Source organism: Natrinema sp. 74 (genome assembly GCF_046097095.1).
GTDB lineage: Archaea > Halobacteriota > Halobacteria > Halobacteriales > Natrialbaceae > Natrinema.
This window is the reverse complement of the sequence record NZ_CP175698.1, coordinates 1040955-1065788: the sequence shown is the minus strand read 5'-3', so window position 1 is coordinate 1065788 and position 24834 is coordinate 1040955. Positions and strand designations below refer to the sequence as shown.

Below are 24834 nucleotides of genomic sequence, written 5' to 3'. Positions count from 1 at the left end.
GCACGCACTCGAGGGTACGACGGAGCGCATGGTTTCACGACTGCAGACACTCGGCGTCGCCGTCATGGCGCTGCTGGTCGCACTCTCGGGGGGTCCCGCCCTCGCCGGTGCGACGGCGGCCGCGGATCACGACGCCGGAGACATGGGCGAAGTAGACACGGAAACGAGCGCGACGCTGCAGAACGTCACCGTCACGACGCTCGAACTCGAGAACGTCACGATCGAGAACGCGACGATCGAGGAGTTGACCGTCGAACAGTTCGACGCTGACGTCCAGCAACTACAGGACGAACTCGGCGTCGGCAACGAGAGCGCGAACGCGACCGCCACCGAAAACGAGACGGGCGACAGTGGCAACGTGACCCTCTCGGACATCCGGTTCGAGTCACTCGCGCTCAGCGGCGTCTCGCTGGACGACCTCGAGCGCGGCGGGGCGAACGCATCCGCCGACGTCGGAACGAACGCGACTGTCGACGGGGAGGTGAACGCGTCCGCCGACGACAACGAGATCGCGAACGACACGGAGATCGGTACCGAAACCGCCGGTAACGAGACGGAGATCAACGCCAGTGATACCGCGACCGTCGGCGACGACATCGCGGCGACGAACGACACCGACGGACAGGGACTGATCGACGAGAACGCGAGTCAGGTCACGATCCAAGACCTGACGATCGAGACGATGACCGTCGAGCAGTTGACGATCGAAGAGCTGACCGTCGGCGCGGACACCGGAGTGAGCGAACCGGCCGACAACGCGACCGAGGAGACCGTCACCGAGGACAACGCGACTGAGGGCAATGCCACCGAAGAGCCGTTCGAAGCGAACGTCACGGAAGAGCCGCCGTCGACGGAAGATAACGTGACGATCGGCGACAACCTCACCGAGGACAACGCCACGGACGGGAACCTCACCGAGGATAACGCCACTGACGAGAACGCCACGCAAGAGATCGAGAGCCTCACGGTCGAGCAGTTCCACGTCGAGGAACTGATGATCCAGTCGATGACCGTCGAGGAGGTCGAAGCAGCCGACCAGAACGCCGGCGCGGCGATGGACGGCAACGCGACGACCGAGACCAGGGCGAACGAGACCGAGGGCCTCGAGGGCGGCGCTGACAACGCGACGGTGACCGACGTCGAATCGGAGGGTCACACCATCGCTTCCCTCAACGCGTCGTCGATCACGATCGAGAACGCGACCGCCGACACCCTCTCGGTCGGCGATGCGAGCGAACTCGCTGGTATCAGCGGCAACGAGACCGTCACTACTGAGACCGAGATGAACGCGACCGCAGACGATGAGATGGAGACCGAAACGACCGTCGACACGAACGAGACCGACAACGTGACGGCGGACGACGAAGTGGAGACTGAGACACCGGTCGGCACGAACGAGACCGACAATGCGACGGCAGACGACGAAGTGGAGACCGAGACGACGGTCGACACGAACGAGACGAACGAGACCGACAACGCGACCAACAACTGACGCTGGGCCGCTCTAACGGCCGACCTTTGTTTTCTCGTCTCGCGTGTCTGACCACCCTCGAGCCGCGGCCGTGCGTCGTCTCGCTCGAGCGACCGCGAGTCGAGACGGACGCGGGCGACCCCAGACGAAGGCGCTTTAGGCGCTGGCCCGCTTGCGTTTCCTAATGAGTAAACCCACGCCCGAGGTCTACGAGCAGGGCAAGGGCATGGACGCCCACAATCAGGCGATGCGGGAGATCCGCTCGCGCAAGGAGGCCAGCTACGATCCCCACGAGCCGACCCGCGTCTGGCTCGACGAGGACAACACCCCCGACGGCGTCAAACAGAGCCTGACGATCATCCTCAACACGGGCGGCTGCCGGTGGGCCCGCGCCGGCGGCTGTACGATGTGTGGCTACGTCGCCGAGAGCGTCGACGGCGGGAGCGTGAGCCACGAGGCGCTGCTGGACCAGATCGACGTCTGTCTCGCACACGAAGCGGATAACGCCGAGGAACCGGCCGACCTCATCAAGATCTACACCTCCGGTTCGTTCCTGGACGAGCGCGAGGTCGGTGCGGAGAGCCGCCGGGCGATCGCCGACACGTTCGCCGACCGCGAACGCATCGTCGTGGAATCGCTGCCCGACTTCGTCGACCGCGAGAAGATCGGCGACTTCACCCGCCACGGGCTCGACACCGACGTGGCGATCGGCCTCGAGACGGCCACCGACCGCGTGCGCCACGACTGTGTGAACAAGTACTTCGACTTCGCGGATTTCGAAGACGCCTGCGCGGAGGCCGCCGCCGCGGACGACGACGCCGACAGCGGCGTCGAGGCCGGTATCAAGGCCTACCTCCTGATGAAGCCGCCGTTCCTCACGGAGTCCGAGGCCGTCGCGGACATGATCTCGTCGATCGAGCGCTGTGCCGACGTCGAGGGCTGTCACACCGTCTCGATGAACCCGTGTAACGTCCAGCGCTACACGATGGTCGACGACCTCTACTTCGAGGACGGCTACCGCCCGCCGTGGCTCTGGTCGGTCGCGCACGTCTTAGCGGAGACCGCAGACGTCGACGCCATCGTCGTCTCGGACCCGGTCGGTCACGGCTCCGATCGAGGCCCCCACAACTGCGGCGAGTGCGACGACCGCGTCCAGAAGGCGATCAAGGACTTCGATCTCCGGCAGGACCCGTCGGTCTTCGAGCAGGTCTCCTGTGAGTGTGAACTGACGTGGGAGACGGTCCTTGAGCGCGAGCGGAGTTTCAATCAGCCGCTGACGCGATAGCGCCGCCGCGGCGGCCCGATAGTTTCGCGAACCGGGACTTGGGACCAGCTACTTTACGGCCGACCGGGTAACGGTCGCTATGTCGCTGTCCGACTACCTGAACGAACTCGAGCCCACGCTGATGATCGCCGTCGGCTTCGTCCTGTTTATCTTCCCCGAGCCCGCGACTTCCGCCTTCGGCGCGGGGCTGATGTTACTCGGCGCAAGTTGGTGGTTCTACGAGTGGGGGCGCTAGCGGCCTCGCCGGCTTCTAATCGCCGGCGGCCGTCCCGCCGTCAGATATTGGCCCCACCGACTCCGGGTCGGCACGCGGTACCTCGAGCGTGACGACGGTGCCCCGTGGTTCGTTGTCCGCAAAAGAGAGTCGGCCGCCGGCCTGCGTGACGACCCAGTTGACCAGCCACAGTCCGAGTCCGCTCGCGTGTCTGAGCTGGGTAATCTCCCGGTCGCCCTCGAGCAACTCTCGTTCTTCCTCGGGTATTCCGGGGCCGTCGTCGGCGACCGTTAGCGTCAGCATCTCGTCGTCCGGGCAGTCCCGAAGCGTCACGTCGACCGTCGGCCGCGCCCGGTCGTTGTGTTCGACAGCGTTTTCGAGGAGCTGGAAGACGGCCGTCTGGAGATAGTCGCCGACTCGAGCGAAGCGTTGATCCGGGAGCGAGCTGGTGATTTCGGCGTCGTGCTCGCGCTCGAGACGATCGATCGCTCCGTCGATGGCTGCGGTGAGATCGATCGGGCCGGTCGCGATCTCGTCGCGGTCGAGGATCCGTTCGACGGTGCGAGTCTTCCCCGCGAGATCGATGAGTTCGCTCGTCCGCTCTTTGATGATCTCGGCGTACTCGCTGTCGGCGTCGTCGACGGCGTCGGCGAGCATTTCGGCGCACCCGTCGATAATGTTCATGCCGTTGCGCAGGTCGTGTCGCAGGACGCGATTGAGGATCTCGAGGCGCTTCTGTCGCTGTTTCTGGGCGGTGATGTCGGTATAGAGGCCGAAGCTGCGGTCCGAGGAGCCGTCGGTTTCCATCGGAACGATCCGCATCATGAACTCGCGCACCCCGTCGGCGGTCCGACGCGTGACTTCGGCTTCGACGGTCTCGCCGCGCTGGCTCCGCCGGTCGAGCGCAGCGGCCTCGTCTCGGGCGTTGGCGGGGACGAGAACGTCGTCGATCGGCTCGTCGACGATCGCCCCCTCGTCGTAGCCGAATACGCGCTCGAACGCCGGATTCACCGCTTCGACGATCGGATCGTCATCGCAATAGCGCGCGCTGATGACCGCGTCGGGGACGTTCTCGAACAACGCCGCGAACCGGTCGCGCTCCGTTCTGAGCCGTTCCTCGAACGCGATTCGGTCTATCGCATCGGTCACGTGAGAGAGCAACAGTTTCGCCAGTTCCTCGTCGGCCGCGGTGAACGCCGCCGGCTCCGTCGAGACGGCCCGAAACACCCCGTGGTCGCCGATCGGCACGCTCAGCACCGACTGCCGGCCGCCGATCTCCGGGACCGTCTCCTCGTCCGAGTCGACCTCGTCGCACCGACGGGGCTGTTGCGTGCGATAGGTCGTGCCGGCGATGCCGTCATCGAGCGCCCGTCGATCGGTGGAGTCGGTCTCGAAGCCAGACGAGACGGCTTCCCGGACGAGGTCGTCGCCGTCGACTCTGTCGACACAACAGTTATCAAAGCCGAGGACGTCTTCGGCGGCTTCGACGGTCAGTTCGTAGATCTCGGCCTGACTCTCACAGTCCTCGAGCCGCGAAGCGATGCTGTGGAGGCCTTCGATCTTCGCCTTCCGGTCGACCAGTTGCCGCTCCATGCGCTTGCGCTCGCTGATGTCGCGAGCGATCCCGACCGTCCCCTCGATCTCGCCGTCGGCGTACAACAGCGCCATGTTGACCTCGGCCGGCGTTCGCTCGCCGTTCGTCCCCGTCAGCGTGATCTCGTAGGTGGCGACGCGGCGTTCGTCGTCGGTCGCGAGCGCACGGATATGCCGACTCCCGCGTTCGACGCTCTCGTCGGTGAGAACCTTCGAGATGTGCTCGCCGAGGAGCTCATCGCGGTCGTAGCCGGTCTCCCCCACCATCGTGCTGTTGACGGTGACGAACCGCCCTTCGCGGTCGAGTCGATAGACGCAGTCGTCGACCGTCTCGACGACCGTTTTCGTCCGCTCGAGTTCGCGTTCGCGCGCCGCCCGGTCGAGGGCGGCTTCGGCCGTCGCTGCGAGCCCGTGGATCAGATGCATCTCAGCGTCGTCGAGTTCCGCGCCTTCCGGCGACGCCACCGTCAGGAGCCCGTGCTCGCCGAGCGGGTGGAGGATAGCCGTCCCGACGCCGATACCGAGATCGTAGGGAATCTGTTCCGCCGAGACGTTCTCGACGACGGTCGGCTCTGAAGCGGTGTACGCGTCCCAGAAGATGGTATCGTCCGATGCCATCGACGTGATATCGTCGGTGTGGCCGTCGACCGCCGCCGATACGCCGGCGAGTTCGAGCGTCTCGTGGTCGTCGTCGTAGAACCTGATCGCGGCGAGCGGCCGGTCGATCACGTCCCCGGTCGCCGTCATCACGATGTCGGCAATTTCGTCTGTCGACTCGGCTCGGAGCAGTTTCCGCGTCGTCTCCTGGAGCGCCTCGAGTGCGTTCGCACGCGTGATCTCGGCGGAGATGTCCTGTCCGAACGAGAGGACGCTGACGACATCGCCGTCTTCGATAAGTGGCGTGTTGAACCACTCGCAGGTCACCGTCGTTCCGTCCTTGCAGACATTCCGGTTTACCCGCCGGGACGGCCGTCCGTCGACGAGGCCGTCCCAGTAGTCGAGTAGGTCCTCTCGTTCCGACTCCGGGACGAGGAGATCGTCGGCGGATTCGCCCAGCGCTTCCGCCGCGTCGTAGCCGAACAGTTCCGTCGCGGCCGGGTTCCAGCCGCGGACTTCGAACTCGGGGGTCCATTCGATAATCGCGAGCGGCGACTGTTCGACGAGTAGCTCGAAGCGATCGGTGGACTCGTCCGGTACCGCTGACTGTACGGTTGCGTCTGAGACGGGCTCGGTGTGCGTGACCGACGGCCCGTTGCGGTCGACCAGTAGTTCGTCCACCCGTTCGGCGAGCGTTTCGAGTCCCTGCGAGCGAGGAACGTAGCCGTCGGCACCCGCGGCGACGACCGCGCCCGCGAGCGCTTCGCTGCCGTCGTCGGGATAGACGACGATCGGGACGGCGACTCGTTGCGCGCGGATCGCCTCGCAGAGTTCGACCGGATCGGCCTCGACCGCGCTCGCGATCACGACGCAGTCGGCACTCGAGAGCCCCTCGAGACACTCGTCGGCCGTCTGGACCGCGTCGGTCACCACGCCGCGTTCCTCGAGGGTGCGTTCGATGGCGGCGCCCACGTCCGGCCCGGTGGTGACGATGCGGGCGTTTGCTCTAGTATTCGATCCCATCCCCTGTATTCCACTCGTTGCAAAGGGACGCTGACACCATTACTGTTCGACTCGACTCACGATCTGAGTCGTGTTGGCCAATGGAACAGAAAGTGACAAAACAGGCCATCTCCGTCCCGTGTACGGCCGTTACGCGATCTGGAACCCTTCGAGGATTCCCTGCCCGTCGGTCGGCCCGATATCGGGGAGGGTCGCACGCTCGGGGTGGGGCATCAACACCGCGACGGTCTCGCGTTCGCCGATGACACCGGCGACATCGTGTTTCGACCCGTTTGGATTCGCTTTGGGACCGGTCTCGCCGTTCTCGTCGCAGTATCGGAAGAGGACCCGACCCTCGTCCTCGAGTTCGGCCAGTCGGTCGTCGTCGATCTCGTAGCGCCCCTCGCCGTGGGCGATGGGCACTTCGATGACCTCGCCGTCCTCGTAGGCGGCGGTCCAGGGCGTGTCCGCACGCTCGACGCGCAGGTAGACGTGTTCGCACTGGAAGCGGGCGCTCTCGTTGGTCGTGAACGCGCCCTCGGTGAGCCCGGACTCGCAGCCGACCTGCGCGCCGTTGCAGACGCCCAGTACGGGGACGCCGTCGGCCGCCGCCTCGCGGATCTCGTCCATGATCGGCGAGCGGGCCGCCATCGCACCCGCGCGGAGATAGTCGCCATAGGAGAACCCGCCCGGCAGGACGATGCCGGTCGCATCCTCGGGGAGACCGTCCTCGTGCCAGACGATCTCGGCGTCGATCTCGAGGTGCTTGAGGGCGCGTTCGGCGTCGCGGTCGCAGTTCGAGCCGCCGAAACGAATTATTGCGACGGTCATCTACCGTTCGTCGACCTCCACGTCGTAGTCGTGGATGGTCGGGTTCGCCAGCAGACGTTCGGCCATCTCGCCCGCGCGATCGCGAGCGCCATCCGCGGAGTCGGCCTCGAGGTCGATCTCGAAGCGGTCGGCCGAGCGCAGGTCCTCGAGTTCGAAGCCCAGTCGCTCGAGGGCACCTTTCGTGGTCTCGGCCTCGGGGTCGAGCACGCCGCGTTTGAGTCGAACCGTCACCGTCGCGGTGTAGGCGGTCATCACCTGATACCCCGTAACCGTGCTCAAAAACGCTTTCGTCTTGACTCCGCAATGCACATTCGTGGATATCGGATCGGACAACGGCGGTGAGCGCCGCCCGCGTCGCCACCCAGCAGTCACCTACGGCCACTATGCGGCTCGCGCGACGACGATATCCCCCGTCGCGTGGACGGTAATCGTGTACGCGTCTAGCTGAAACGTTACCTGCCCCGTGTTCCGACCGCCGGTGGTACCCGTCGGTTCGAACAGCGTCTCGAGGCTCTCGGGATCGATCCGGTCGTAGATGCGCTCTACGTCCGTCGGGTCGGTTTCGGCGAGATCTGCGATCGTCGAGACGATCGTCGCCGTCAGCGAGTCGCTTCCGTTCCAATTGTGTGAGACGAACGCCGTCTTCCGTTCGCGATCGATTCGTGATCGGCCGTGGTCGTGTGGTGTTGCCGTCATCGTGTTCACCCGTCGGCTGGCGACTGTCACTGTGCGTGACTGGAAATCCGTTCCACAGTGGGAGATATAAAACCCTGTCAGACAATTTACGTCAATTTGTACGACACAATAAAGGCAGCCACGAGACGGAGCGCGGTTTCGCTCGAGGCGATCGTCATGCGTCCGTCATACGCCTACCTCGAGACGACCGGTGGTCCCCGTTCGCGGCGGACGGCCGTCCCATGACACGCGAACGGACCGCGGTCTGATACACCGACCCGAACGATCGATGTGAGTCGTTCTCAGCGGCTTCGACGGAAAGCAGGACTTTTAGCCGCGCGCAAACTGAGTCCGTCGTGATGGAACGAGATCCGCTCGAGCGGAGGTGGCAGCGTTGACGACCGACGTAACCGAGATCACGGTGATCGGAGACGACGACACCGGGCTGATCGCCCGCGTGACCAGCCTCCTGTTCGAGCGCGGGCTCAACATCGAGGACCTCGATCAGGCGGTTCGCGACGGCGTCTTCCGGATGTATCTCGCCGTCGATACCTCGGAGATGGTCTGTACCGAGGCCAAACTCCGCGAGGATCTCCGCGACCTCGGGGACGATCTCGGCCTCGACGTGCAGGTCCGCTTCCCCGCCGACCGCCAGAACCAACAGCTCGCCGTCCTCGTCACCAAGGAGAGCCACTGCCTCGAGGCCTTATTCGAGGCCTGGGCCAACGACGAACTCGGCGCGGACATCGGCGTCGTCATCGGCAACCACGACGACCTGCAGCCGCTGGCCGAACACTACGACGTGCCCTTCCACGACATCGGCGACGAGGGCGGCCAGCAAAACGAGGACCGACTGCTCGAACTACTCGCCGAGTACGACGTCGACCTGATCGTCCTCGCGCGGTACATGCGGATTCTCAGCCCGAACGTCGTCTTCCGCTACGAGGACCGCATTATCAACGTCCATCCCTCGCTGCTACCGGCCTTCCCCGGCGCAGAAGCCTACCGGCAGGCCGTCGAGGAGGGCGTTCGCGTCGCCGGCGTCACCGCCCACTACGTCACGACCGACCTCGATCAGGGGCCGATCATCACCCAGCGCGCGTTCGACGTTCCCGACGACGCCGACATCGACGAGATGAAACGCCGCGGCCAGCCCCTGGAGGCCGACGCGCTGCTCGAGGCCGTCAAACTCCACTTGAACGGCGATGTGTCGGTCCACCGCGGCCGGACCTCGGTCCGGGAAAACGGTACCGAGTACCAGCTCGGCCTCCCCGACGAGGTTCGAGAGTTCACCCCGGACCGGCCGGTCGACGGAATCGGCAGCGCGGTCGCCGAGGATCAGTAACCGCGACACGGCCCACTGCGGTATCTCGAGAGGTCTCCGATTCGTTCAGTTCGATCGCGATTCGGTTCCGCCACGTCGTCGAACACGGTGTTGCCGGCGCGACCGGCTCCCGCCCGTCTCGGCGACGTGCTCTGTTTCGAGCCGCGTCACGCGAGGTGCATCGCGAACCAGTCAGCGGCCGCGTCGGCGACCGCCTCGAGTTCACCCGGCCCCTCGAACAGATGGCCCGCGCCCTCGACGACGTGAAGGTCGCGCTCGACGGTGAGCGCGTCGTACAGTTCGCGGTTTAACTCGCGGACGGACTCGTCGTCGCCGCCGACGATCAGCAACGTGGGTGCGGTCACGTCGTCGACGACTTCGGCCGCCATGTCGACGCGGCCGCCGCGGGAGACCACCACATCGATCGCCGTTTCCGGACGTGCTGCACCGCGGAGGGCGGCCGCAGCGCCCGTGCTCGAGCCGAAGTAGCCGATCGAGTCCGCGGTCAGATCGGATCGGTCGCGAACCCACGCGGTCGTCGCGACGAGTCGATCGGTCAGTAGTGGAATGTCGAACCGGTTCTCCCGTTCCTGGTCTTCGACCTCGGTGAGCAGGTCGAACAGAAGAGTCCCGAGGCCGCGCTCGCGGAGCGTCTCGGCGACGAACTTGTTTCGCGGGCTGTGCCGGCTGCTGCCGCTGCCGTGGGCGAAGACGACGAGCCCGGTCGCGTCCGGCGGCACGACGAGTTCGCCCTCGAGTGTCACACCGTCGACGGGGATGTCGGTGACGGTAGCGGTTCCGTCCGACGCCATAGTCGACGGTCCGCCTTGCACGGGGTTGACTGTTGGGGTCGCTCTCGTCCGTCGACGCCGTCGACTCCCAGTTACGCCGACGTATCCCAGCGCTCGCGGCAGTCGTCATCACAGAAGCGTTTGTAGACGGCCGTTCCGTCTTCGACCGTCGTGATCACGCGCTGTTCGGGGGACGATCCGACGGGATCGCCACACTGTCGACACTCGGGTCCGGCCTCATCCGTCGAGTCAGTCATCGGTTGACCGGTGGTCCGAGACCCACTTTAACGAATCCATTTCGGCCGTATCGGCCACGGTCGGCCGAGCCTTCCGGTTGGGCTCCGTGGCGGATACTTCCGGGTGATGAGCCGGTTCGTGATGACGAGAGGAGACCTCTTCTCGAGGCGACTCACGGCGTCCGTTACGCGTTTTCCCGGTCGATCGTGACGCCCTCGAACAGCGGGTCGAGGTCGTCGTCGAGTTGTGCCTTCAGGTCCCGGAGCTCCCCGTCGGTCAGCGCGACCGCGAGGGCGTCGGTGACTGCGTCGGCGTACCGTTCCGCATCGTCGGGCTCGATATCGGTGTCGCGGAGGTGCTCGCCGACGCGTTCGACGAACGCCGCCCGATCGTAGCCGGCCCCGTCGTGGTCGGCGTCAGCGATGGTCGCGGCCATCTCGTCCGGGAGTTGGGCGGCGACGTCCTTGGCTTCGCCGCCGGTCAGCGCCTCGCCGAGCGTCTCGAGGACGGCCTCGGTCGTCGTTCGTGCGCGGTCGGTCGTGTCGAGGTGGCCCGCCTCTTGGACCAGTCCGTAGAACTCGTCGTCTTGCATACGCGATGGGTCGCCGGTGATCGTTATCGGGGTTGGGCACTCACGTGCAAGCGTGAGTCGCGCCGCCGTCGGGAGCGACGTCCTCCCGTCAAGAGCGACGCACCACCGTCGGGAGCGACGCCCGTCTGGGCCGCCTCCCGCCTACAGCCGTTGGACCGCGCCGATCGCACTCGAGAGCGGCGGCGCGTCGAATAGCTCCCGACCGGTGTACGCGTTGGCTCCGGCACAGTACATGTCACGGGCGGTCTCGAGGACCGCCTCCTCGAGTGGCGCTGGCTCCGTGTCACACAGCGACTTCCAGTCGGCGACGTCCTCCCGTTTGGCCTCCGCTTTGGCGACATCGACGGCCTGGACCCACTCGGGCTGCGTGCGCTTGTGGTACTGGCGGAGCACCTCCTTCGAAAGCTGGACGCCCTCGTAGCTGAACCGATTCTCGTCGAAGGTGCCGACGACGTCGGCAACGCGGATCTCTCCCTGATAGTAGAGACACTCGATTTTGCCGTCTTCGTGGACCAATCCGGCGGAATCGGCCTGATCGGTGACGATTTGATTGACCTCGCGGGCGACCGACTCGAGGTCGTCGATCGCCGCTTGTCCGGCGATCTCGTTGGCCTCGTCGCGCTCGAGCTGGCGGTCGCTTTCCTCGTACTTCGTGGTGAACTCGACGATCGGCTCGGCTAAGTCGACGGCCTCGTCGGGCCACTCGTCGAAGTCGAGGCCGTGGTCGGCGGGTTCGGTCCGGCGTCGCAGGCTCGAGCCGACGGGGACGCGGTTGCGAAAGACGATCTCGAGGGGGATCAGGTAGTTCTCGCCGGCCGCGTCGTGATACCGGCCGTAGTCGTATTCGCGGCCCTCGTGGGGTAAGTCGGGCACCTGCGTCAGCCCGATGGCCATCTCCCAGGGCGGGTGGGAAGCGTCCTCGAGTCCGATGACGTCGCCGTTCTCGACGATACCGCGGTAATGGGTCGGCACGCCCTCGGCCTCGAGCAGCTCGAAATTGAACGCGCCCATCGTACAGAGGCTCGCGCCCTTCTGTGGGATCTGATCGGGCATCTTCCCCCAGTCGAACACCGAGTAGTCGTCGGTGAAGACGAACGAGCCGCGACCGAGGTCGTCGGCGGTCGCCTCCTCCTCGATGCGGAACTCTTTGACACTCGTCATACGAGACACCCCAGAACGTGGCCGCCGCCGCGGTTCATACCCCAGTTGCCGTGGTCGGACGGTAAGAAGGTTTCAGTATCCGTCCGGCGGATACGGTGCGGCCGCCAGTCCGACGGCGCGGCCGGTGATCGGGCCGCTCACTCAGTCGTCCTCAACGGTCGCGAGTAGTTCCTCGGCGTCTTCCCGCAGCGATCCGCCGAGTGACTCCTCCTCGACGACCTCGCGAAGCGTCGAGTTACACTGGGGCGTCGCCAGCGCCTCGAGGGCCTGCCGTCGGAACTGCTCCTCTAGGGTTTCCCGTCGAACGAGTGCCTCGAGTTCGTCGCACTCGTTGGCCGTTTTCAGCTCGCGAATCGCGGCCGCTCGCGTCTCCTCGTCGGTCGCTTCGTCGAGCGCGCGGTCGATGCATTCCTGTGGCGTCCGTGAACTCATACGAGACGGGACGTGGTCCGCTCTGATAGTTCAGGGACTTGCGTTCGACGAGCGCCGCGGGGCTGTCACTCCGCCCGCGAACATTCCGGCTTGAACCCTTTCCGGCTCGAGCACGAACGGCCGCGCGTGATCGCATCGAGTACACAGCAGCGCGTCGTCCGCGCGCGGGCCGGTGGTCGCCGCGACGGTCGGAACCCGAGTCGGCGTCCGACGGAGCGGTGTCGCTGAGATGGATCCGATCCCGTTTTTCGTCGGAGCCGTCCTTCTCGGCGTCGCCGTCGTGGACCTCCTGTGGACGACGCTTTGGGTCGAAGGCGGTGCCGGACCACTCACGTCGCGGTTGATGGCATGGACGTGGAGCGTGTTCAAGCGAATCGGTGACCGGAATTCGCGGCTGCTCACCCTCGCCGGGCCGGCGATCCTTGTTGTCGGCCTCTCCGTCTGGATCCTCCTTCTCTGGGCCGGCTGGACGCTCATCTTCGCAAGCGGCGCACATCCCCTCATCGATACGATCGATAAAGGGCCGCTCTCCTGGTTCGAGCACGTCTACGTCACCGGATACACGATCTTCACGCTCGGAAACGGCGATTACGTCCCGCGAGACGGCGTCTGGCAACTCGCGGTCACGCTCGCGACCGCCAGCGGGATGCTCTTTGTCACCCTGATCGTCACCTACGTCCTCTCCGTGCTCGACGCCGTCACGCAGAAACGATCGTTTGCAAGCGACGTGAGCGGGCTCGGAACGAGCGGCGACGAGATCGTCCGCGCCGGCTGGGACGGCGAGGAGTTTCGGGGCCTCGAGGTCCCGCTAAACGACCTCGCGTCGCAACTGAACACGCTCACGGAGAACCACAAGGCGTATCCGATCCTCCACTACTTCCACAGCAACCAGCGCAGTCGGGCACCGGTGGCGAGCATCGCCGCTCTCGACGACGCACTCACGTTGTTTCGGTTCGGGGTGTCCGACGGTGACCGCCCCGACGATATCACCGTGAAAACCGTGCGGGCGAGCGTCCACAGCTATCTCGAGACGCTTCACGACACGTTCGTCGAACCCGCGGATCGAACCCCGCCCGCACCGACCCTCGAACCGCTCCGCAACGCGGGGGTGCCGACCGTCTCCGACGAGGCGTTCGATGCCGCCGTCGTGGACCTCGACGAACGCCGTCGCAGGCTGCTCGCACTGATCTCCTCCGACGTCCGGCAGTGGCCGACATCGGAACCGATGTCGGCTGCGCCCAGCCCACGAGAACAGTGAGCCCGACGGCGGGCGGTCGACTGGCCCTTTCGCTCGAGGGGCCGATCGAAACGACCGAGCTCGCCCCACTGGTTCGCCGACTCCACCACGCTTTTCTCGCTGTACGGGTATCGTTTCTCCGATGGAGCGACCGGTGACCGAGGCCGACCTCACGTTCGAACACGTCCCCGAGACCGACCAGTCCTTCGAGAACGCGCTGGCGAAAGCACGCGACGGCGACCGACTGACCGTCGACGATGCGACCGAGTTGCTGACCACGGGGACGGACAGCGAGGGCATCGACCGGACGCGCAAGGAACGCGTCCTCGAGGCGGCCGATCGGCGCCGCGCCGAGGTGGTCGGCGAGGAGGTCACCTTCATCGCGAACCTGAACAACAACGTCACGACGGCCTGCAACGTGGGCTGTCTGTTCTGTAATTTCAAGGACGCCGCCCACACCTTCGAGCGCGAGACAGCGGTCGAGACGGCCGGCTTCACGAAGACACCCGCCGAATCGCGCGAGATCGTCGCCGACGCCGTCGAGCGTGGCATCTACGAGGTGACCTCGGTCTCGGGCCTGCACCCCGCGTTCGCGCTCGACGACGAACACCGGGAGATCCTCGAGGCCCACCCGAATCCGAAGGAGGTCAACTACAAGCCGCCGGCGGTCTACGACACCAGCCCCGGCACCTATACGGATCAGATCGCGGCGATGAGCGTCGGCGGCGTCCACGTTCACTCGATGACGCCCGAAGAGGCCTACCACGCCCGGCGCGGCACCGACTGGTCCTACGAGGAGGTCTACCGCCGGCTCAAGGAGGCGGGGCTGGACACGGTCCCCGGTACCGCGGCCGAGATCCTCGTCGAGGAGGTCCGCGAGGTGATCTGCCCCGGCAAGATCGAGACGGAGGGCTGGCTCGAGGCGATGGAGGCCGCCGCCGATGTCGGCCTCGGGATGACGGCGACGATCATGTACGGTCACGTCGAGAACGAGGCCCACCGCGCACTACATTTAAAACGAATTCGGGATCTACAGGACCGCACCGGCAATATCTCGGAATTCGTCCCGCTTTCTTTCATCCACCAGAACACACCGCTGTTCGAGCACGACGTGGTCTCCGGCGGCGCGAGCGCGGACGAGGACGAACTGCTGATCGCCGTCTCGCGGCTGTTCCTCGACAACATCGACCACATCCAGTCGTCGTGGGTCAAGTACGGCGACGAGCGGGGGCTGAAGATGCTCAACTGCGGGGCCGACGACTACATGGGGACGATCCTCTCGGAGGAGATCACCAAACGCGCCGGCGGCGGCTTCGGTGAATTCCGGTCGTTCGACGACTACGTCGAGATGATCTCCTCGATCGGCCGCGTGCCGGTCGAGCGCTCGACCGACTACGAGCGACGCCGCGTCATCGACCCCGACGACCCGCCATTTGGCCCGCAACTCGGGCCCAACGCCGACGGAACGCCGCTGTTGACCCGCGATGAGAGCGCGGAGCGAACCGCAATCGTGGACGACTGATCCGTCGCGCCGCCACCGCTGCCGACGCGAATTGGCCGGCCGAACCGGTCTCCTCCCGTTTTTCCGCCGTGAAATACTTTATGTGGCCTCTCGAGGGTCTATGGGTATGCGACTCGAAGGCAAGACAGCGTTTGTCACGGGTGCAGGGTCCGGCCTCGGCCGGAAAGCCGCCGAACTGTTCGCCGAAGAGGGCGCGACGATCGTCGCGGCCGATATCGACCTCGAGAGCGCCGAAGAGACGATCGGCCGCGTCGAAGACGCGGGACGAGGTGGGGCTGCGCTCGAGGTAGACGTGCGGGACGCCGACGCGGTCCACGCGGCGGTCGACGAGGCGGTCTCGGAGTTCGGTCTCGATATCATGCTCAACAACGCGGGAGTCAGCCACGAGCGTTCGAACGTCGAGGAGATCGACGAAGGCGAGCGCGACCGGGTCATCGACGTGAACGTCAAGGGCGTCTGGAACGGCTGTCACGCCGTGATTCCACACTTCAAGGAACAGGGCTCGGGTGCGATCGTCAACACGGCGTCGCTGGCCGGCGTCATCGGCGCACCGCAGTTGGGCGCGTACTCGCTCTCGAAAGGCGCAGTGGTCAACTTCACGCGCACCGTCGCGGCAGAGGTCGGCCCGGCCGGCGTTCGAGCAAACGCGGTCTGTCCGGGCGTGACCGACACCGCGATGCCACGAAAGAACCACACCGAGGAGGAGTGGGAGCAGACCAAAGAAGAGATGTCCCGCTATTACCCGCTCAAGCGCCTCGGCCGGCCGGAGGACATCGCCAACGCGATGTTGTTCCTCGCCAGCGACGAGGCCGCCTGGATCACCGGGGAGGAGCTGGTGGTCGACGGCGGCTTCTCCTGTTCGTAACGCCGCCGTCACGGCCCGCGGCGAGGGGATACCGTTTCGGTGGTGGCGACCGACGAACCGGTATGGCAAACGATGAGGTGTACGTACAGCGGGCGATCGACCGCTCGCGATCGGCGGTCGAAAACGGCAACACCCCCTTCGGCTCGCTCCTCGTCGTCGACGACGAGGTCGTTCGAACGGCCGAGAACACGACGATCACGGACGACGACATCGCCGCCCATCCGGAGTTCAAACTGGCCCGGTGGGCCGCACGCGAACTCGAGCCCGACGAGCGCGCGGCGTGTACGATGTACACGAGCACCGAACCGTGCCCGATGTGTGCGAGCGCGATCGTCTACGCGGGGCTCGGACGGGTCGTCTACAGCGTCTCGGTCAATTCACTGGCGGAACTTCGGGACGACGGCGTTATCGAGATTCCTTGCACGGAGGTCGTCAACCGGGCCGGCGGCTCGACGACCGTCGAGGGGCCGGTGCTCGAGGACGAGGGACTCGCGGTCCACGAGGACTATTTCTGACGGTCGCTCCTGCGGGATCGCTACTGCATTTCGTCGAGCGAACGGACGGTGTCCGACATGAGCCACGCCGTTTCGCTCTCGGGGTCCTCGAGGCTGATCGCGAAAAACGAGTCACGGCCCTCGTCGACGGTGATTCGGTATCCGCGACTTTTGAGCGTTCGCCCCTCGTCGGAGACGGGTCCAGGGGATGTCACACCCGTCCTCAGGGATAGCAGCGGATAACCGACTCGATTCGGAGCGAGCGCGAGCCGGCTCACGCCGGTCAGTCCGCGGCGGCCGCCGTCTCGTCGCGAAGCACCGCCCGATAGCGCCGCCCGGCCACATTGTCGGCCGCGAGCGCGTCTCGAATCGTCGGCGAGAGCCACTTCCGCCCACCGTCGGCACCGTCGGCACCGTCGGCGACCCGCCCGTCGAAGCCGTCCGTCCGGAGGTCGGCGGGCAAGAACCGCTCGTAGACCGGGAGCCGTTCACCGAGCGGGACGCCGGCGTGATCGGCGATCTCCTCGAGTTCGCGTAAGGCGGGCCACGTGTAGTCGGGGTTGATGTGGTCGTCGGTGACCGGCGAGACGCCGCCCAGATCGTCGACGCCGCAGTCGATCAGGTCCTTGGCGGGCGCGAGATTGGGGGGCACCTGCACCGAAATCTCCTCCGGTAACGCAGCGCGCGCCATCGCCGTCACCTGCCGCATCGTCGCGAGATCGGGCGAGCCGTCGGACCACCGCTCGTTGTCCACGACCGGCTGGACGATCACCTCCTGAATGTGATCGTAGCGCTCGTGGAGTGTTCGGATCGCGAGCAGGCTCTCGGCGCGATCCCGCCAGCTCTCGCCGATCCCCACCAGAATCCCGGTCGTAAACGCCACGTCGAGTTCGCCCGCATTTTTCAGTGTTCGCAAGCGTTGGCCGGGCACCTTGCGCCGCGGACCGGCGTGGGCCCCGACCTCGGCGGTCGTCTCGAGCATCACGCCCATGCTGGCGTTGACGTCCGCGACGGTTTCCATCTGCTCGCGGGTCTGGTCGCCGGGGTTCGCGTGGGGTAAGAGCCCCTCCTCGAGTGCGACCTCACAGGCCTCGCGCAGGTAGGTGTGGATCGAGTCGTGGCCCCACGCCTCGAGTTGCGTGTGGATCTCGGTGTAGCGGTCGTCGGGGTCGTCGCCGAAGGTAAACAGCGCCTCGGTACAGCCGGCGTCCGCGCCGCGCCGGCAGATCTCGCGGACCTCCTCGAGCGAAAGCAGCGAGGCCTGCCCCGGCGGGTCGAAGTAGGTACAGTACGTGCAGGTGTATCGACAGGCAGTCGTGAGCGGCACGAACACGTTCCGCGCGTAGGTCAGGCGCGGCGGCGCGTCGACGTCGTTCGGACTCACTTGCAGGAGGTCCTCGACGGCCCGATCGTCGACCGCGATATCGACGCCGTACTCGTCCGCCCCGGGAAACATTACCTCTGAATGCCGTCGCTCGGCACATAAGGGCTTGGCTTCGCGGCGTCCCGCCGCCGGCGCTACTCCGACCCTGCCGGCTCACCGCGAACGGCTGTGACTCGTCCCTCCCGTTCGGCGAGATCGAATCCGAGTTCGCGGAGATAGGACGGAGCGCGGTCGGTCTCGTGGCCGTGGACGAGCACCTCGACTATCTCGTCGGGTTCGTCGATATCCGTCGCGAGCTGAAACGAGTCAACCGTCTCGAGGGTGGCCCCGGCCTCGCGGGCGAGCTCGCGGTGGTCGAGATAGGAGGCTCCGTGGTAGTCGACCCGGAACGCAGGCTCGCGGACGACGAGCGCGTTCGTCCCGCCGGCCCGCCCCGGCGCGATCGCCACGTCGGCGTCGGCGGCGAACAGCGCCTCGAGCGCGGTCGGTGTCGCCAGCGCGAGGTCGGCCATGACGACGGCGACCGCTTCGGTGTCCTCGCCATCGTCTCCGTCCGCGTCGCTCTCGCTCCCACCGGGCAGTCGCGCGTTGACCGCCTCGGTGAGCGGCCGGTCGTCGACCGTCACCGAGGTCGCCGCTTCGACTTCGCCGGGCAACTCGAGGTCGGCGATGGAAAGTGGCGCAGTCGAGACGACCGTCGGCTCGTGGCCCGCTTCGACGACCGCGCGCAACACGTCCACGAGCATCGCGCGGGCGAACGCCGAGCGCTCGGCTGCCGTGAGTGTGGGCTCGAGGCGAGTCTTCGGCGTCTCGGCGGCAAACGGGACGACGACGCGCATCTGAATCAGATTGCGGTAGTCCGGGCGCGCTCAAAAGCACGTCGGAGTCGGGCTCTCGCGTCCGCGTCCGGACTCGATCTCGCGCCCCCCGACACGAGCCGAGCGCGGCCGCTCGAGCCGTCAGAAAACCGGATGAATGGTGGTCTAAAAGAGCGGCTCGAGTTCGTCCTCGTCGTCTTCGACGAGTTCCTCGAGGTTCTCTTCGCTTTCCTGCTGGATGTCGTCCATGTTGTCCTGGGCCTCGATGGCGACCTGCTGGAGGCGCTTGATCCGCGGGACGTTCGTGACGCCCGACAGGAGGATCGCCGCGGACACTTCGGGCTCCCCTCGCGGGAAGTCACCGCCGCGGACTTCCATGCTGCCCGTTTCCTCCTCGAGCCACTTGCGCCCGCGTTCGATGCCTTTCCGGTTTAGATACTCCGAGGGTCCAGAGAGGACGAGCAGGGCGCGTTCGGTCCCTTCGATCTCGCAGGGAAGGGTCAGTCGGCCGAGCGCGGCCTTGCGGACGAGGCTTGTGATGCGGTTCGTGGTGTTCGCGGCGTCGAGATCGTCGTCGCCAGTGCCGCCGTCGCCGGTGAATCGAGAGAGGAGGCCGCCGCCGCCGGAGTTGAGTTCGACCTCCTCGCTCGCAAAGCCGACGGTAGAGACACCGCCGCCGGAGAGCGTGTTGATGATCTCTGAAGAGTCGACGACGCTCTCGGCGACTTCCTGGCCGTCGCCGACCTCGCCGGCACCGAAGAGGATGCCAAAGCGGCGGACGATCTCCTCGTTGATTTGCTCGTAGCCGCCCTCGACGGACTCGCCGGTCTGTCGCCAGGAGTCGTTGTCGAAGACGAGCAGGTTGTCGACCTCGCGGACGAACGTCTGGAACGATCGAGCCGCGTTGAGCGTGTAGATTCCGCCCTCGTCGGTGCCCGGCAGGACGCCGAGCCCGTAGACGGGGATCGTGTAGATCCGCTTGAGGTGCTTTGCGAGGACGGGCGCACCACCCGAACCGGTGCCGCCGCCCATGCCGGAGACGATCAGGAAGGCGTCGACCTCGTGGGTCGGGATCGAGTCGATGGCGTTTTGCACCTCGTCGATGTCCTCCTCGGCGACTTCCGCGCCGAGCTCGTTGTCAGCACCCACACCGTGGCCCTTCACGCGGGCCTGGCCGATGAGTACGCGATTCTCCTGTGGAATGTTGTCGAGACCGATGAGATCCGCCTTCGCGGAGTTGACGGCGATCGCCGCCCGGACGATTCCGCTGTTCGTCCGATCGTCGTAATCGAGGAATCGATCGACGATTTTGCCACCGGCCTGTCCGAATCCGATCATCGCCAGCTTCATTGTTTGTCAGGGGGCTCCGTTGGATTGGTAACAGTGCGATGGAGGATATAAGTCTTGTGCTAAACTGAATTTCTTTATTAATTCCATATCGGCCCAAATCGGGCGACTGATGGCGTGTTCAGGCCGATATTTCGAGACGAAAACGACTTCTGTTCCGGACGGTGATGTTTTTCATAATACGTGTCTCCGACGGCCGAGATCGAACAGTGACGGCCGCCGTCCGGTAGTGAACGCGATACTCGCGCTTACGCCGCTTCCGCCGACTGCACCCGAGTACCGCTCTCGAGGCCGAGGTACGCGCCGAGCGTCGTCAGTGCAGTCGGGTCGCGACCGAACGCGGTCACGTCGTTGTCGGCGACGGTGTTGTCGACCTCGAGCGAGCGAGCCTGATCCGGACCGAACGGGATGAACGGCACCGGCCCGACGATCGTGAGCCCGAGCTTCGACAGCTCCATCGGAACCGGGACGATCGTGACGTCTGTCCCCTCGGCCGCATAGGCCAGTTCCGTCACGTCGGCGAGCGTGAGCACTTCCGGACCGGCGAGTTCGTACGTCTCGCCGACGTGAGCGTCGTCCGCCAGCGCCTCGGCCAGCATCGGAACCAGATCGCCGACCCAGATCGGCTGGAATCGGGTCTTCCCGCCACCCGGCAGCCCCGTCACGTGCGGCGTCGTCACCGTCTTCGTGAACGCGAGGAACTCGGCTCCGTCGCCGAAGACGACCGACGGGCGGACGATCGTCCACGCGAGGCTCGAGTTCCTGACGACCTCCTCGGCGTTCCCCTTGGCGCGAAGGAAGGCGGTCTTGCCGTTCGGATCGGCTCCGAGCCCGCTCATCTGCAGGAATCGGTCGACGCCGCCGGCCTCGGCGGCCCGGACGAGGGTTTCGGTCCCTCCGAGGTGGACCTCCTCGTGGGTTTTCCCCGTCGGCGGCTGGTAGAGCGGCGAGAGCGAGACGAGGTTGACCACGGCGTCGTAGCCCGACACGACGTCGACGATCGAGTCGTACGCGCTCACGTCGCCCATCGCCGAGTCGACGCCGTCGGGGAGATCGCCGGCGTCCGGAGACCGCGACAGTGCCGTCACCTCGTGGCCGCGCTCGGCCAGTTCCGCACACAGGTTCGTGCCAATGAAGCCGGTCCCGCCGGCGACGAGGATCTCCATACGCGGACTGTGCCGTCGCAGCGATAAATAGGTGGCCGCCTCACCGTTCGGTGCGACCGATGCTCGATGGATTGTGCTACATCTAAATACCGCTCTCCACGAGGTGGGACCATGCTGGTCACGCTCGAGGGACTGGACGGCAGTGGGAAGACGACGGTCTGGGAAGCCCTGCGCGACCGCTATCCCGAGGCCACCTTCACGCGCGAACCCACGGACGATTCGTGGTACGGCGATGCCGTCTACCGCTCGATCGAGGACGACGACGCCGACCCGCTGGCGGAGCTCTTTCTGTACACCGCCGACCACGCCGACCACCTCTCGCGGGTGATCGAACCCGCCCTCGAGCGCGGTGCCCTCGTGATCTCCGATCGCTACTCGGACTCCCGCTTTGCCTACCAGGGCGCGACTCTCGAGCGCTCGGAGCGCGTCGACCTCGCGGACCCTCTCGAGTACGTCGCCGACGTTCACCGACCGTTCTCGGTCGAACCGGACCTGACGATCTACCTCGACCTCGACTCCGAGACCGCCGCCGCCCGAGCGGGGACGACGAACAAGTTCGAACGCGCCGAGTATCTCGCCGCAGTTCGCGACAACTACGAACGACTGATCGAGCGCGACCCCGACCGGTTCGTCCGTGTCGACGCGACGCAATCGCCGGACGCGGTGCTCGAGGCGGTGACCGACGCGCTGGCCGAGGCGGGCGCTGGGACGCGCTGAGAGCCGTCCGCGACCGACCGCGCTCGGGCAAACGCTTTAGTCGTGCCACCGTGTACCACACGCTCGATGGTCCACGCGTTCATCATGGTGAAGACGGCCGCCGGAAAGTCCGAGGGGCTGCTCGCTGAGATCGGTGGCCTCGAGCCGGTCGCCGACGCCCACATCGTCGCGGGCAACTACGACATCATCGCGGAGGTCGACGCACCGGAGGTTTACGACGTGTTACAGACCGTCTCCTCGAGCGTGCAGGGACTCGGCGGTGTCACGGATACGAAGACCTACATCGCCATGGGATAGCGCAATCCGACTGGGATCGGCCGTTCCGCATCTGCTCTCGCTTCGGTTCGCTTCGCGTCTCCCCTGCGTCGCTGGTGTCGCTCGAGCGCCGCTGTTCGAACGATTACCATGGTACTCGGGGGCAAAGTTATTCACGGGGGCCGGCGTATCCCTGTCCATGCGGTTCGTGATTATCGGGGCAGGACGAGTCGGCCTACGCACGGCACGCGTCTTGCGCGACGAAGGCCACGAGGTGACGCTGGTCGAACGGGACGAGCCGACGATCAGACGCGCCCGTAATCAAGAGTTTCCCGCCGTCGAGGGCGACGGCTCTCGCGAAGACGTTCTCGAGGAGGCCGGCGTCGCAGACGCCGACGCCATCGGCGCGCTGACAGGCGACCTGAACGTCAATTTCACCGCCTGCATGATCGGGAACCACTACGACTGCCGGACGGTCATGCGGATCGACGAGGCCTACCGCGAAGGAATCTACCGCAAGTACGCCGATCAGGTCGACGAGGTGATCTACCCCGAGCGCCTCGGCGCGATCGGCGCAAAAAACGCCTTGCTCGGCGGCACGATCCGCGCCATCGCTGACATCGCGCCCCACCTGCAGGTCGTCGAACTCACGATCACCGACGCGGCTCCCGTCAACGGCTACACGATCAGCGAACTGCAGTTGCCCGCCGACGCGACCGTCCTCGCCTTCGGCAAGCACGATGGGGACCTCGGAATCCCGAACGAGGACCTCTCGCTCGAGGACGGCGACCGACTCGTCGTCCTCGCGGACTTCGACGTTCTGAGCGAGGTACGCCAACTGCTGGTCGGCGAGACGCCGGACGAGGCAGCCGCCAACGCGGGCTCAGACGCGCGCTCCGGCGCGACGGAACTACTGACGGAGACCGAAACTGACACAGCGGAGTCCGAACCGGAGACCGATACTGGAGGTGCCAACTAATGGTCACAGCGTTCGTCATGATCAAAGCGAACACGGGCGAGGCGGACCGGCTCAGAGACAGCATCGAATCCATCGACGGCGTGCGATCGGCCCACATCGTCGCCGGCGACGTCGACCTCATCGCGAAAGCCCAGGTCGAGACGCCGGCCGCGGTCAAGGAAATCGCCGCCACCCGCATTCAGGCCATCGAGGGCGTCGAGGACACGCAGACGTACATCGCGATGGATTAAGAACGAAGTTTTGCGCTGCGGATGCGCCGAAGGCGCACCCTCGGCAACAATTCGAGTAACCGCACTCTTTCCTCCCCTCCACTACGTTCCAGGTTGGTCGTCGGCCCGCTCGTTCGCGCCGTCGGCGCTCACTCGCGGCCAGTGACTGGGTACCGGCCTGCCCTCCCCCGGGTCGCGCGGCTCTCACGTCTGATCGAGCCGCACCCCCGGCCAGTATACGGGTCTATGTGTCCGTATGCAGCCGATCGGAAGTGAGCGTATTTATCACTCGAGCAACCCAATAGATCGACATGGCGAGTACGCGGCAGAAAGCGGCGATCGGGATCGCGATGGTTCTCCTGGGGCTCGTTCAGGCGTGGTCGTTCCGGGCGACGGGCGACCAGATATCCGCCGCGCTGGGGCTTCTCTACGCCGCTATCGGCGTCGGGTTCCTCTGGACCGAGGTCTATACGCACGACCGGCGTCCGGAGGAGTAGTTCGCCCGGTTCAGCGCCTTTCGCTTCGATATCGGATTTGTTTTCGTCGCTTAGAGTGGCATCCCGCCGCTGCGCCCGTTTTCGTCTGCGGCCTGCTGGCCGCGATCCTGGGCGTTCTCGAGCAGCGTCGCCGCCGGGCCGCGGTACTCGTAGCCGGGGATGAGCCCCTGCGCGTAGGTCCCTTCGACGAACTCGACGAGGGCTTTGGCGTCGGCGACACCCTCGGCGGCGTCCCAGGCGGTGTACTCGAGGCGGACACGGACCTCGTCCGTCTCGCGTTCGACGACGGGTTCGTCGTGAGTGCTCGTGTGTGCGACGCCGAAGGTGTCCTCAAGGCGGCGCTCGAGTGTCTCGAACCAGCCGTCTTCGACAACGGGAGCGACGACTTCGTCCGCGACGGCGGCGTCGAGCGCCGGGAGGGAAACGGTGACGCGAAATCGGCCGTCGCGTTTCCCCTCGGCGTCGTCGGCCGCCACGGTCGTTTCGAAGACGGTCGTCGTCAGTTCGTAGCCGTCGTCGGTCCGATCGAAGGCGTCGTGAGACTCGAGTTCGCGCTCGACGGGGTCGGGAAGATCGGTCATTAGGAGAGCGAAGGGGCGTCGCGGAAAAGGGTGTTACGTTGCGGAGGTCGGACGCAAAGCGGTGTCGGGGCCGCCAGTGGTGTCGGGGCCGCAAAGCGGTGTCAGGCTGTCGAGACGGACCCGGACGCAGTTTCGATCGTTCCGACCGTTTCGCTCGAGAAGTAACAAGTTGTTACCGAAAATGCGCCGCATTACTACGTGGGAAACCGGCCTCTATCCGATGAGATGAGTCTCGATAGACACGCTGCGGAACGTCGTCGGTTCGCTCGCCTCCTCGGGACGGACGACGACTGCGGCTCCGGTCTCCCGATCGGTGTGCGAAACGCCGACGAGGAGGCCGAGACCGGCGAAGACAACGTCGATCTCGACGGCTCGAGCGACGCTGCCTCGGACTCTCGCGCTCGCTGTCACTCGACTCGAGCGCCGTAGCTCCTTCTCCGCGGTCGGTCAACGGGTCGCGACGCTCTGCTCCGCTGTGCCCTCGGTGAGTGCCCCGCTCGGCGCGAGAGTGTGATCGAAGCGAGTGCGCTCGATGGTGGGGCTAGCTACAGCGAGGGC

The 24834-nt window shown here is 65.9% G+C and carries 29 protein-coding genes; 14 read left to right on the top strand and 15 right to left on the bottom strand.

Translation table 11 applies throughout. The annotated features are described in order from the left end of the window. Positions 1-28 precede the first annotated feature (28 nt). The 3 genes from ACJ70B_RS05305 (at position 29) to ACJ70B_RS05295 (ending at position 2991) form a co-directional block, all read left to right on the top strand. Entirely contained in the window at positions 29-1492 is a 1464-nt protein-coding gene (locus ACJ70B_RS05305; RefSeq protein ID WP_408959373.1) for a hypothetical protein, read from the top strand. 163 nt (positions 1493-1655) lie between these two features. Further along, the gene (locus tag ACJ70B_RS05300) at positions 1656-2756 is read left to right on the top strand and encodes an archaeosine biosynthesis radical SAM protein RaSEA (RefSeq protein ID WP_408959372.1); all 1101 of its coding nucleotides are present in this window, start codon (positions 1656-1658) and stop codon (positions 2754-2756) included. Positions 2757-2835: 79 nt separating this feature from the next. Then, a complete protein-coding gene (locus ACJ70B_RS05295) occupies positions 2836-2991 on the top strand; it encodes a hypothetical protein (protein WP_408959371.1) in 156 nt (51 codons plus the stop codon). A 15-nt stretch (positions 2992-3006) separates the two neighbouring features. Here the strand turns inward: ACJ70B_RS05295 and ACJ70B_RS05290 are convergent, their stop codons facing one another. The 4 genes from ACJ70B_RS05290 to ACJ70B_RS05275 all read right to left on the bottom strand — a co-directional run bounded on the left by ACJ70B_RS05290 (position 3007) and on the right by ACJ70B_RS05275 (position 7689). Continuing rightward, on the bottom strand, positions 3007-6183 hold the full coding sequence (locus tag ACJ70B_RS05290; protein WP_408959370.1) for a PAS domain S-box protein: 3177 nt from the start codon (positions 6181-6183) through the stop codon (positions 3007-3009). Between the two features lie 129 nt (positions 6184-6312). Further along, complete coding sequence (purQ, locus tag ACJ70B_RS05285) at positions 6313-6993, bottom strand: phosphoribosylformylglycinamidine synthase I (protein ID WP_408959369.1); 681 nt, start codon at positions 6991-6993, stop codon at positions 6313-6315. Further along, positions 6994-7245, bottom strand: a complete 252-nt coding sequence (gene purS, locus ACJ70B_RS05280; RefSeq protein WP_408959368.1) for a phosphoribosylformylglycinamidine synthase subunit PurS — start codon at positions 7243-7245, stop codon at positions 6994-6996. Positions 7246-7374: 129 nt separating this feature from the next. After that, positions 7375-7689 (bottom strand): HalOD1 output domain-containing protein, encoded by a 315-nt coding sequence (locus tag ACJ70B_RS05275; RefSeq protein ID WP_408959367.1) that lies wholly within the window; start codon positions 7687-7689, stop codon positions 7375-7377. A 373-nt stretch (positions 7690-8062) separates the two neighbouring features. Here ACJ70B_RS05275 and ACJ70B_RS05270 point away from each other — a divergent pair, with 373 nt between their 5' ends. After that, positions 8063-9013, top strand: coding sequence for a formyltetrahydrofolate deformylase (locus ACJ70B_RS05270; protein ID WP_408959366.1), 951 nt, complete (start codon positions 8063-8065; stop codon positions 9011-9013). Positions 9014-9159: 146 nt separating this feature from the next. Here ACJ70B_RS05270 and ACJ70B_RS05265 read toward each other — a convergent pair whose 3' ends face one another. The 5 genes from ACJ70B_RS05265 to ACJ70B_RS05245 form a co-directional block, all read right to left on the bottom strand. Then, entirely contained in the window at positions 9160-9804 is a 645-nt protein-coding gene (locus tag ACJ70B_RS05265) for a dienelactone hydrolase family protein (RefSeq protein WP_408959365.1), read from the bottom strand. A gap of 71 nt (positions 9805-9875) precedes the next feature. Continuing rightward, on the bottom strand, positions 9876-10040 hold the full coding sequence (locus ACJ70B_RS05260; RefSeq protein WP_408959364.1) for a hypothetical protein: 165 nt from the start codon (positions 10038-10040) through the stop codon (positions 9876-9878). Positions 10041-10204: 164 nt separating this feature from the next. Continuing rightward, positions 10205-10612, bottom strand: coding sequence for a DUF2267 domain-containing protein (locus tag ACJ70B_RS05255; protein ID WP_408959363.1), 408 nt, complete (start codon positions 10610-10612; stop codon positions 10205-10207). 141 nt (positions 10613-10753) lie between these two features. Beyond that, entirely contained in the window at positions 10754-11773 is a 1020-nt protein-coding gene (locus ACJ70B_RS05250; RefSeq protein WP_408959362.1) for a phosphoribosylaminoimidazolesuccinocarboxamide synthase, read from the bottom strand. Between the two features lie 141 nt (positions 11774-11914). Next, entirely contained in the window at positions 11915-12205 is a 291-nt protein-coding gene (locus ACJ70B_RS05245; protein WP_408959361.1) for a hypothetical protein, read from the bottom strand. A gap of 229 nt (positions 12206-12434) precedes the next feature. Between ACJ70B_RS05245 and ACJ70B_RS05240 the strand changes: the two genes are divergently transcribed. The 4 genes from ACJ70B_RS05240 (at position 12435) to ACJ70B_RS05225 (ending at position 16344) form a co-directional block, all read left to right on the top strand. Continuing rightward, positions 12435-13463: an ion channel gene (locus tag ACJ70B_RS05240; protein ID WP_408959360.1), complete on the top strand. Its 1029-nt coding sequence runs from the start codon at positions 12435-12437 to the stop codon at positions 13461-13463. Positions 13464-13584: 121 nt separating this feature from the next. After that, positions 13585-14964, top strand: coding sequence for a 7,8-didemethyl-8-hydroxy-5-deazariboflavin synthase subunit CofH (cofH, locus tag ACJ70B_RS05235; RefSeq protein ID WP_408959359.1), 1380 nt, complete (start codon positions 13585-13587; stop codon positions 14962-14964). Positions 14965-15070: 106 nt separating this feature from the next. Beyond that, a complete protein-coding gene (locus ACJ70B_RS05230) occupies positions 15071-15829 on the top strand; it encodes an SDR family NAD(P)-dependent oxidoreductase (protein WP_408959358.1) in 759 nt (252 codons plus the stop codon). A gap of 62 nt (positions 15830-15891) precedes the next feature. Continuing rightward, a complete protein-coding gene (locus ACJ70B_RS05225; protein ID WP_408959357.1) occupies positions 15892-16344 on the top strand; it encodes a nucleoside deaminase in 453 nt (150 codons plus the stop codon). Positions 16345-16364: 20 nt separating this feature from the next. On the opposite strand, the gene ACJ70B_RS05220 is transcribed toward ACJ70B_RS05225, so the two are convergent. The 5 genes from ACJ70B_RS05220 to ACJ70B_RS05200 all read right to left on the bottom strand — a co-directional run bounded on the left by ACJ70B_RS05220 (position 16365) and on the right by ACJ70B_RS05200 (position 21038). Continuing rightward, entirely contained in the window at positions 16365-16538 is a 174-nt protein-coding gene (locus ACJ70B_RS05220; RefSeq protein ID WP_408959356.1) for a hypothetical protein, read from the bottom strand. Positions 16539-16606: 68 nt separating this feature from the next. Then, positions 16607-17779 (bottom strand): 7,8-didemethyl-8-hydroxy-5-deazariboflavin synthase subunit CofG, encoded by a 1173-nt coding sequence (cofG, locus tag ACJ70B_RS05215; protein ID WP_408959355.1) that lies wholly within the window; start codon positions 17777-17779, stop codon positions 16607-16609. Positions 17780-17841: 62 nt separating this feature from the next. After that, a complete protein-coding gene (cofC, locus tag ACJ70B_RS05210) occupies positions 17842-18546 on the bottom strand; it encodes a 2-phospho-L-lactate guanylyltransferase (RefSeq protein WP_408959354.1) in 705 nt (234 codons plus the stop codon). Between the two features lie 144 nt (positions 18547-18690). Beyond that, positions 18691-19875, bottom strand: a complete 1185-nt coding sequence (locus ACJ70B_RS05205; protein ID WP_408959353.1) for a tubulin/FtsZ family protein — start codon at positions 19873-19875, stop codon at positions 18691-18693. A gap of 245 nt (positions 19876-20120) precedes the next feature. Further along, the gene (locus ACJ70B_RS05200; RefSeq protein WP_408959352.1) at positions 20121-21038 is read right to left on the bottom strand and encodes a complex I NDUFA9 subunit family protein; all 918 of its coding nucleotides are present in this window, start codon (positions 21036-21038) and stop codon (positions 20121-20123) included. Positions 21039-21149: 111 nt separating this feature from the next. Between ACJ70B_RS05200 and tmk the strand changes: the two genes are divergently transcribed. From tmk to ACJ70B_RS05175, 5 genes are all read left to right on the top strand, one after another. After that, the gene (tmk, locus tag ACJ70B_RS05195) at positions 21150-21755 is read left to right on the top strand and encodes a dTMP kinase (protein WP_408959351.1); all 606 of its coding nucleotides are present in this window, start codon (positions 21150-21152) and stop codon (positions 21753-21755) included. 66 nt (positions 21756-21821) lie between these two features. Next, positions 21822-22052, top strand: a complete 231-nt coding sequence (locus tag ACJ70B_RS05190; protein WP_408959350.1) for an Lrp/AsnC ligand binding domain-containing protein — start codon at positions 21822-21824, stop codon at positions 22050-22052. 157 nt (positions 22053-22209) lie between these two features. After that, a complete protein-coding gene (locus ACJ70B_RS05185; protein WP_408959349.1) occupies positions 22210-22989 on the top strand; it encodes a potassium channel family protein in 780 nt (259 codons plus the stop codon). Further along, positions 22989-23219: an Lrp/AsnC family transcriptional regulator gene (locus tag ACJ70B_RS05180; protein ID WP_408959348.1), complete on the top strand. Its 231-nt coding sequence runs from the start codon at positions 22989-22991 to the stop codon at positions 23217-23219. Before ACJ70B_RS05185 ends, ACJ70B_RS05180 begins: the two co-directional genes overlap by 1 nt. A 290-nt stretch (positions 23220-23509) precedes the next feature. Then, positions 23510-23695 carry a hypothetical protein gene (locus ACJ70B_RS05175; protein ID WP_408959347.1) on the top strand — a complete coding sequence of 62 codons (186 nt, stop codon included), beginning with the start codon at positions 23510-23512 and terminating at the stop codon, positions 23693-23695. A 50-nt stretch (positions 23696-23745) separates the two neighbouring features. Here the strand turns inward: ACJ70B_RS05175 and ACJ70B_RS05170 are convergent, their stop codons facing one another. After that, positions 23746-24276: a DUF5813 family protein gene (locus tag ACJ70B_RS05170; RefSeq protein WP_408959346.1), complete on the bottom strand. Its 531-nt coding sequence runs from the start codon at positions 24274-24276 to the stop codon at positions 23746-23748. Between the two features lie 225 nt (positions 24277-24501). Here ACJ70B_RS05170 and ACJ70B_RS05165 point away from each other — a divergent pair, with 225 nt between their 5' ends. Then, entirely contained in the window at positions 24502-24705 is a 204-nt protein-coding gene (locus ACJ70B_RS05165; protein WP_408959345.1) for a hypothetical protein, read from the top strand. Positions 24706-24834 lie beyond the last annotated feature (129 nt).

Coding starts and splice junctions, on each gene's coding strand:
- purQ (WP_408959369.1), bottom strand. CDS start 6,993: ATGACCGTCGCAATAATTCGTTTCGGCGGCTCGAACTGCGACCGCGAC.
- tmk (WP_408959351.1), top strand. CDS start 21,150: ATGCTGGTCACGCTCGAGGGACTGGACGGCAGTGGGAAGACGACGGTC.
- ACJ70B_RS05300 (WP_408959372.1), top strand. CDS start 1,656: ATGAGTAAACCCACGCCCGAGGTCTACGAGCAGGGCAAGGGCATGGAC.
- ACJ70B_RS05255 (WP_408959363.1), bottom strand. CDS start 10,612: ATGCAAGACGACGAGTTCTACGGACTGGTCCAAGAGGCGGGCCACCTC.
- ACJ70B_RS05295 (WP_408959371.1), top strand. CDS start 2,836: ATGTCGCTGTCCGACTACCTGAACGAACTCGAGCCCACGCTGATGATC.
- ACJ70B_RS05175 (WP_408959347.1), top strand. CDS start 23,510: ATGGCGAGTACGCGGCAGAAAGCGGCGATCGGGATCGCGATGGTTCTC.
- ACJ70B_RS05200 (WP_408959352.1), bottom strand. CDS start 21,038: ATGGAGATCCTCGTCGCCGGCGGGACCGGCTTCATTGGCACGAACCTG.
- ACJ70B_RS05180 (WP_408959348.1), top strand. CDS start 22,989: ATGGTCACAGCGTTCGTCATGATCAAAGCGAACACGGGCGAGGCGGAC.
- cofG (WP_408959355.1), bottom strand. CDS start 17,779: ATGTTTCCCGGGGCGGACGAGTACGGCGTCGATATCGCGGTCGACGAT.
- ACJ70B_RS05290 (WP_408959370.1), bottom strand. CDS start 6,183: ATGGGATCGAATACTAGAGCAAACGCCCGCATCGTCACCACCGGGCCG.
- ACJ70B_RS05240 (WP_408959360.1), top strand. CDS start 12,435: ATGGATCCGATCCCGTTTTTCGTCGGAGCCGTCCTTCTCGGCGTCGCC.
- ACJ70B_RS05230 (WP_408959358.1), top strand. CDS start 15,071: ATGCGACTCGAAGGCAAGACAGCGTTTGTCACGGGTGCAGGGTCCGGC.
- ACJ70B_RS05185 (WP_408959349.1), top strand. CDS start 22,210: ATGCGGTTCGTGATTATCGGGGCAGGACGAGTCGGCCTACGCACGGCA.
- ACJ70B_RS05170 (WP_408959346.1), bottom strand. CDS start 24,276: ATGACCGATCTTCCCGACCCCGTCGAGCGCGAACTCGAGTCTCACGAC.
- ACJ70B_RS05250 (WP_408959362.1), bottom strand. CDS start 11,773: ATGACGAGTGTCAAAGAGTTCCGCATCGAGGAGGAGGCGACCGCCGAC.
- ACJ70B_RS05265 (WP_408959365.1), bottom strand. CDS start 9,804: ATGGCGTCGGACGGAACCGCTACCGTCACCGACATCCCCGTCGACGGT.
- purS (WP_408959368.1), bottom strand. CDS start 7,245: ATGACCGCCTACACCGCGACGGTGACGGTTCGACTCAAACGCGGCGTG.
- ACJ70B_RS05275 (WP_408959367.1), bottom strand. CDS start 7,689: ATGACGGCAACACCACACGACCACGGCCGATCACGAATCGATCGCGAA.
- ACJ70B_RS05205 (WP_408959353.1), bottom strand. CDS start 19,875: ATGAAGCTGGCGATGATCGGATTCGGACAGGCCGGTGGCAAAATCGTC.
- ACJ70B_RS05225 (WP_408959357.1), top strand. CDS start 15,892: ATGGCAAACGATGAGGTGTACGTACAGCGGGCGATCGACCGCTCGCGA.
- ACJ70B_RS05165 (WP_408959345.1), top strand. CDS start 24,502: ATGAGTCTCGATAGACACGCTGCGGAACGTCGTCGGTTCGCTCGCCTC.
- ACJ70B_RS05190 (WP_408959350.1), top strand. CDS start 21,822: ATGGTCCACGCGTTCATCATGGTGAAGACGGCCGCCGGAAAGTCCGAG.
- ACJ70B_RS05245 (WP_408959361.1), bottom strand. CDS start 12,205: ATGAGTTCACGGACGCCACAGGAATGCATCGACCGCGCGCTCGACGAA.
- ACJ70B_RS05260 (WP_408959364.1), bottom strand. CDS start 10,040: ATGACTGACTCGACGGATGAGGCCGGACCCGAGTGTCGACAGTGTGGC.
- cofC (WP_408959354.1), bottom strand. CDS start 18,546: ATGCGCGTCGTCGTCCCGTTTGCCGCCGAGACGCCGAAGACTCGCCTC.
- ACJ70B_RS05305 (WP_408959373.1), top strand. CDS start 29: ATGGTTTCACGACTGCAGACACTCGGCGTCGCCGTCATGGCGCTGCTG.
- cofH (WP_408959359.1), top strand. CDS start 13,585: ATGGAGCGACCGGTGACCGAGGCCGACCTCACGTTCGAACACGTCCCC.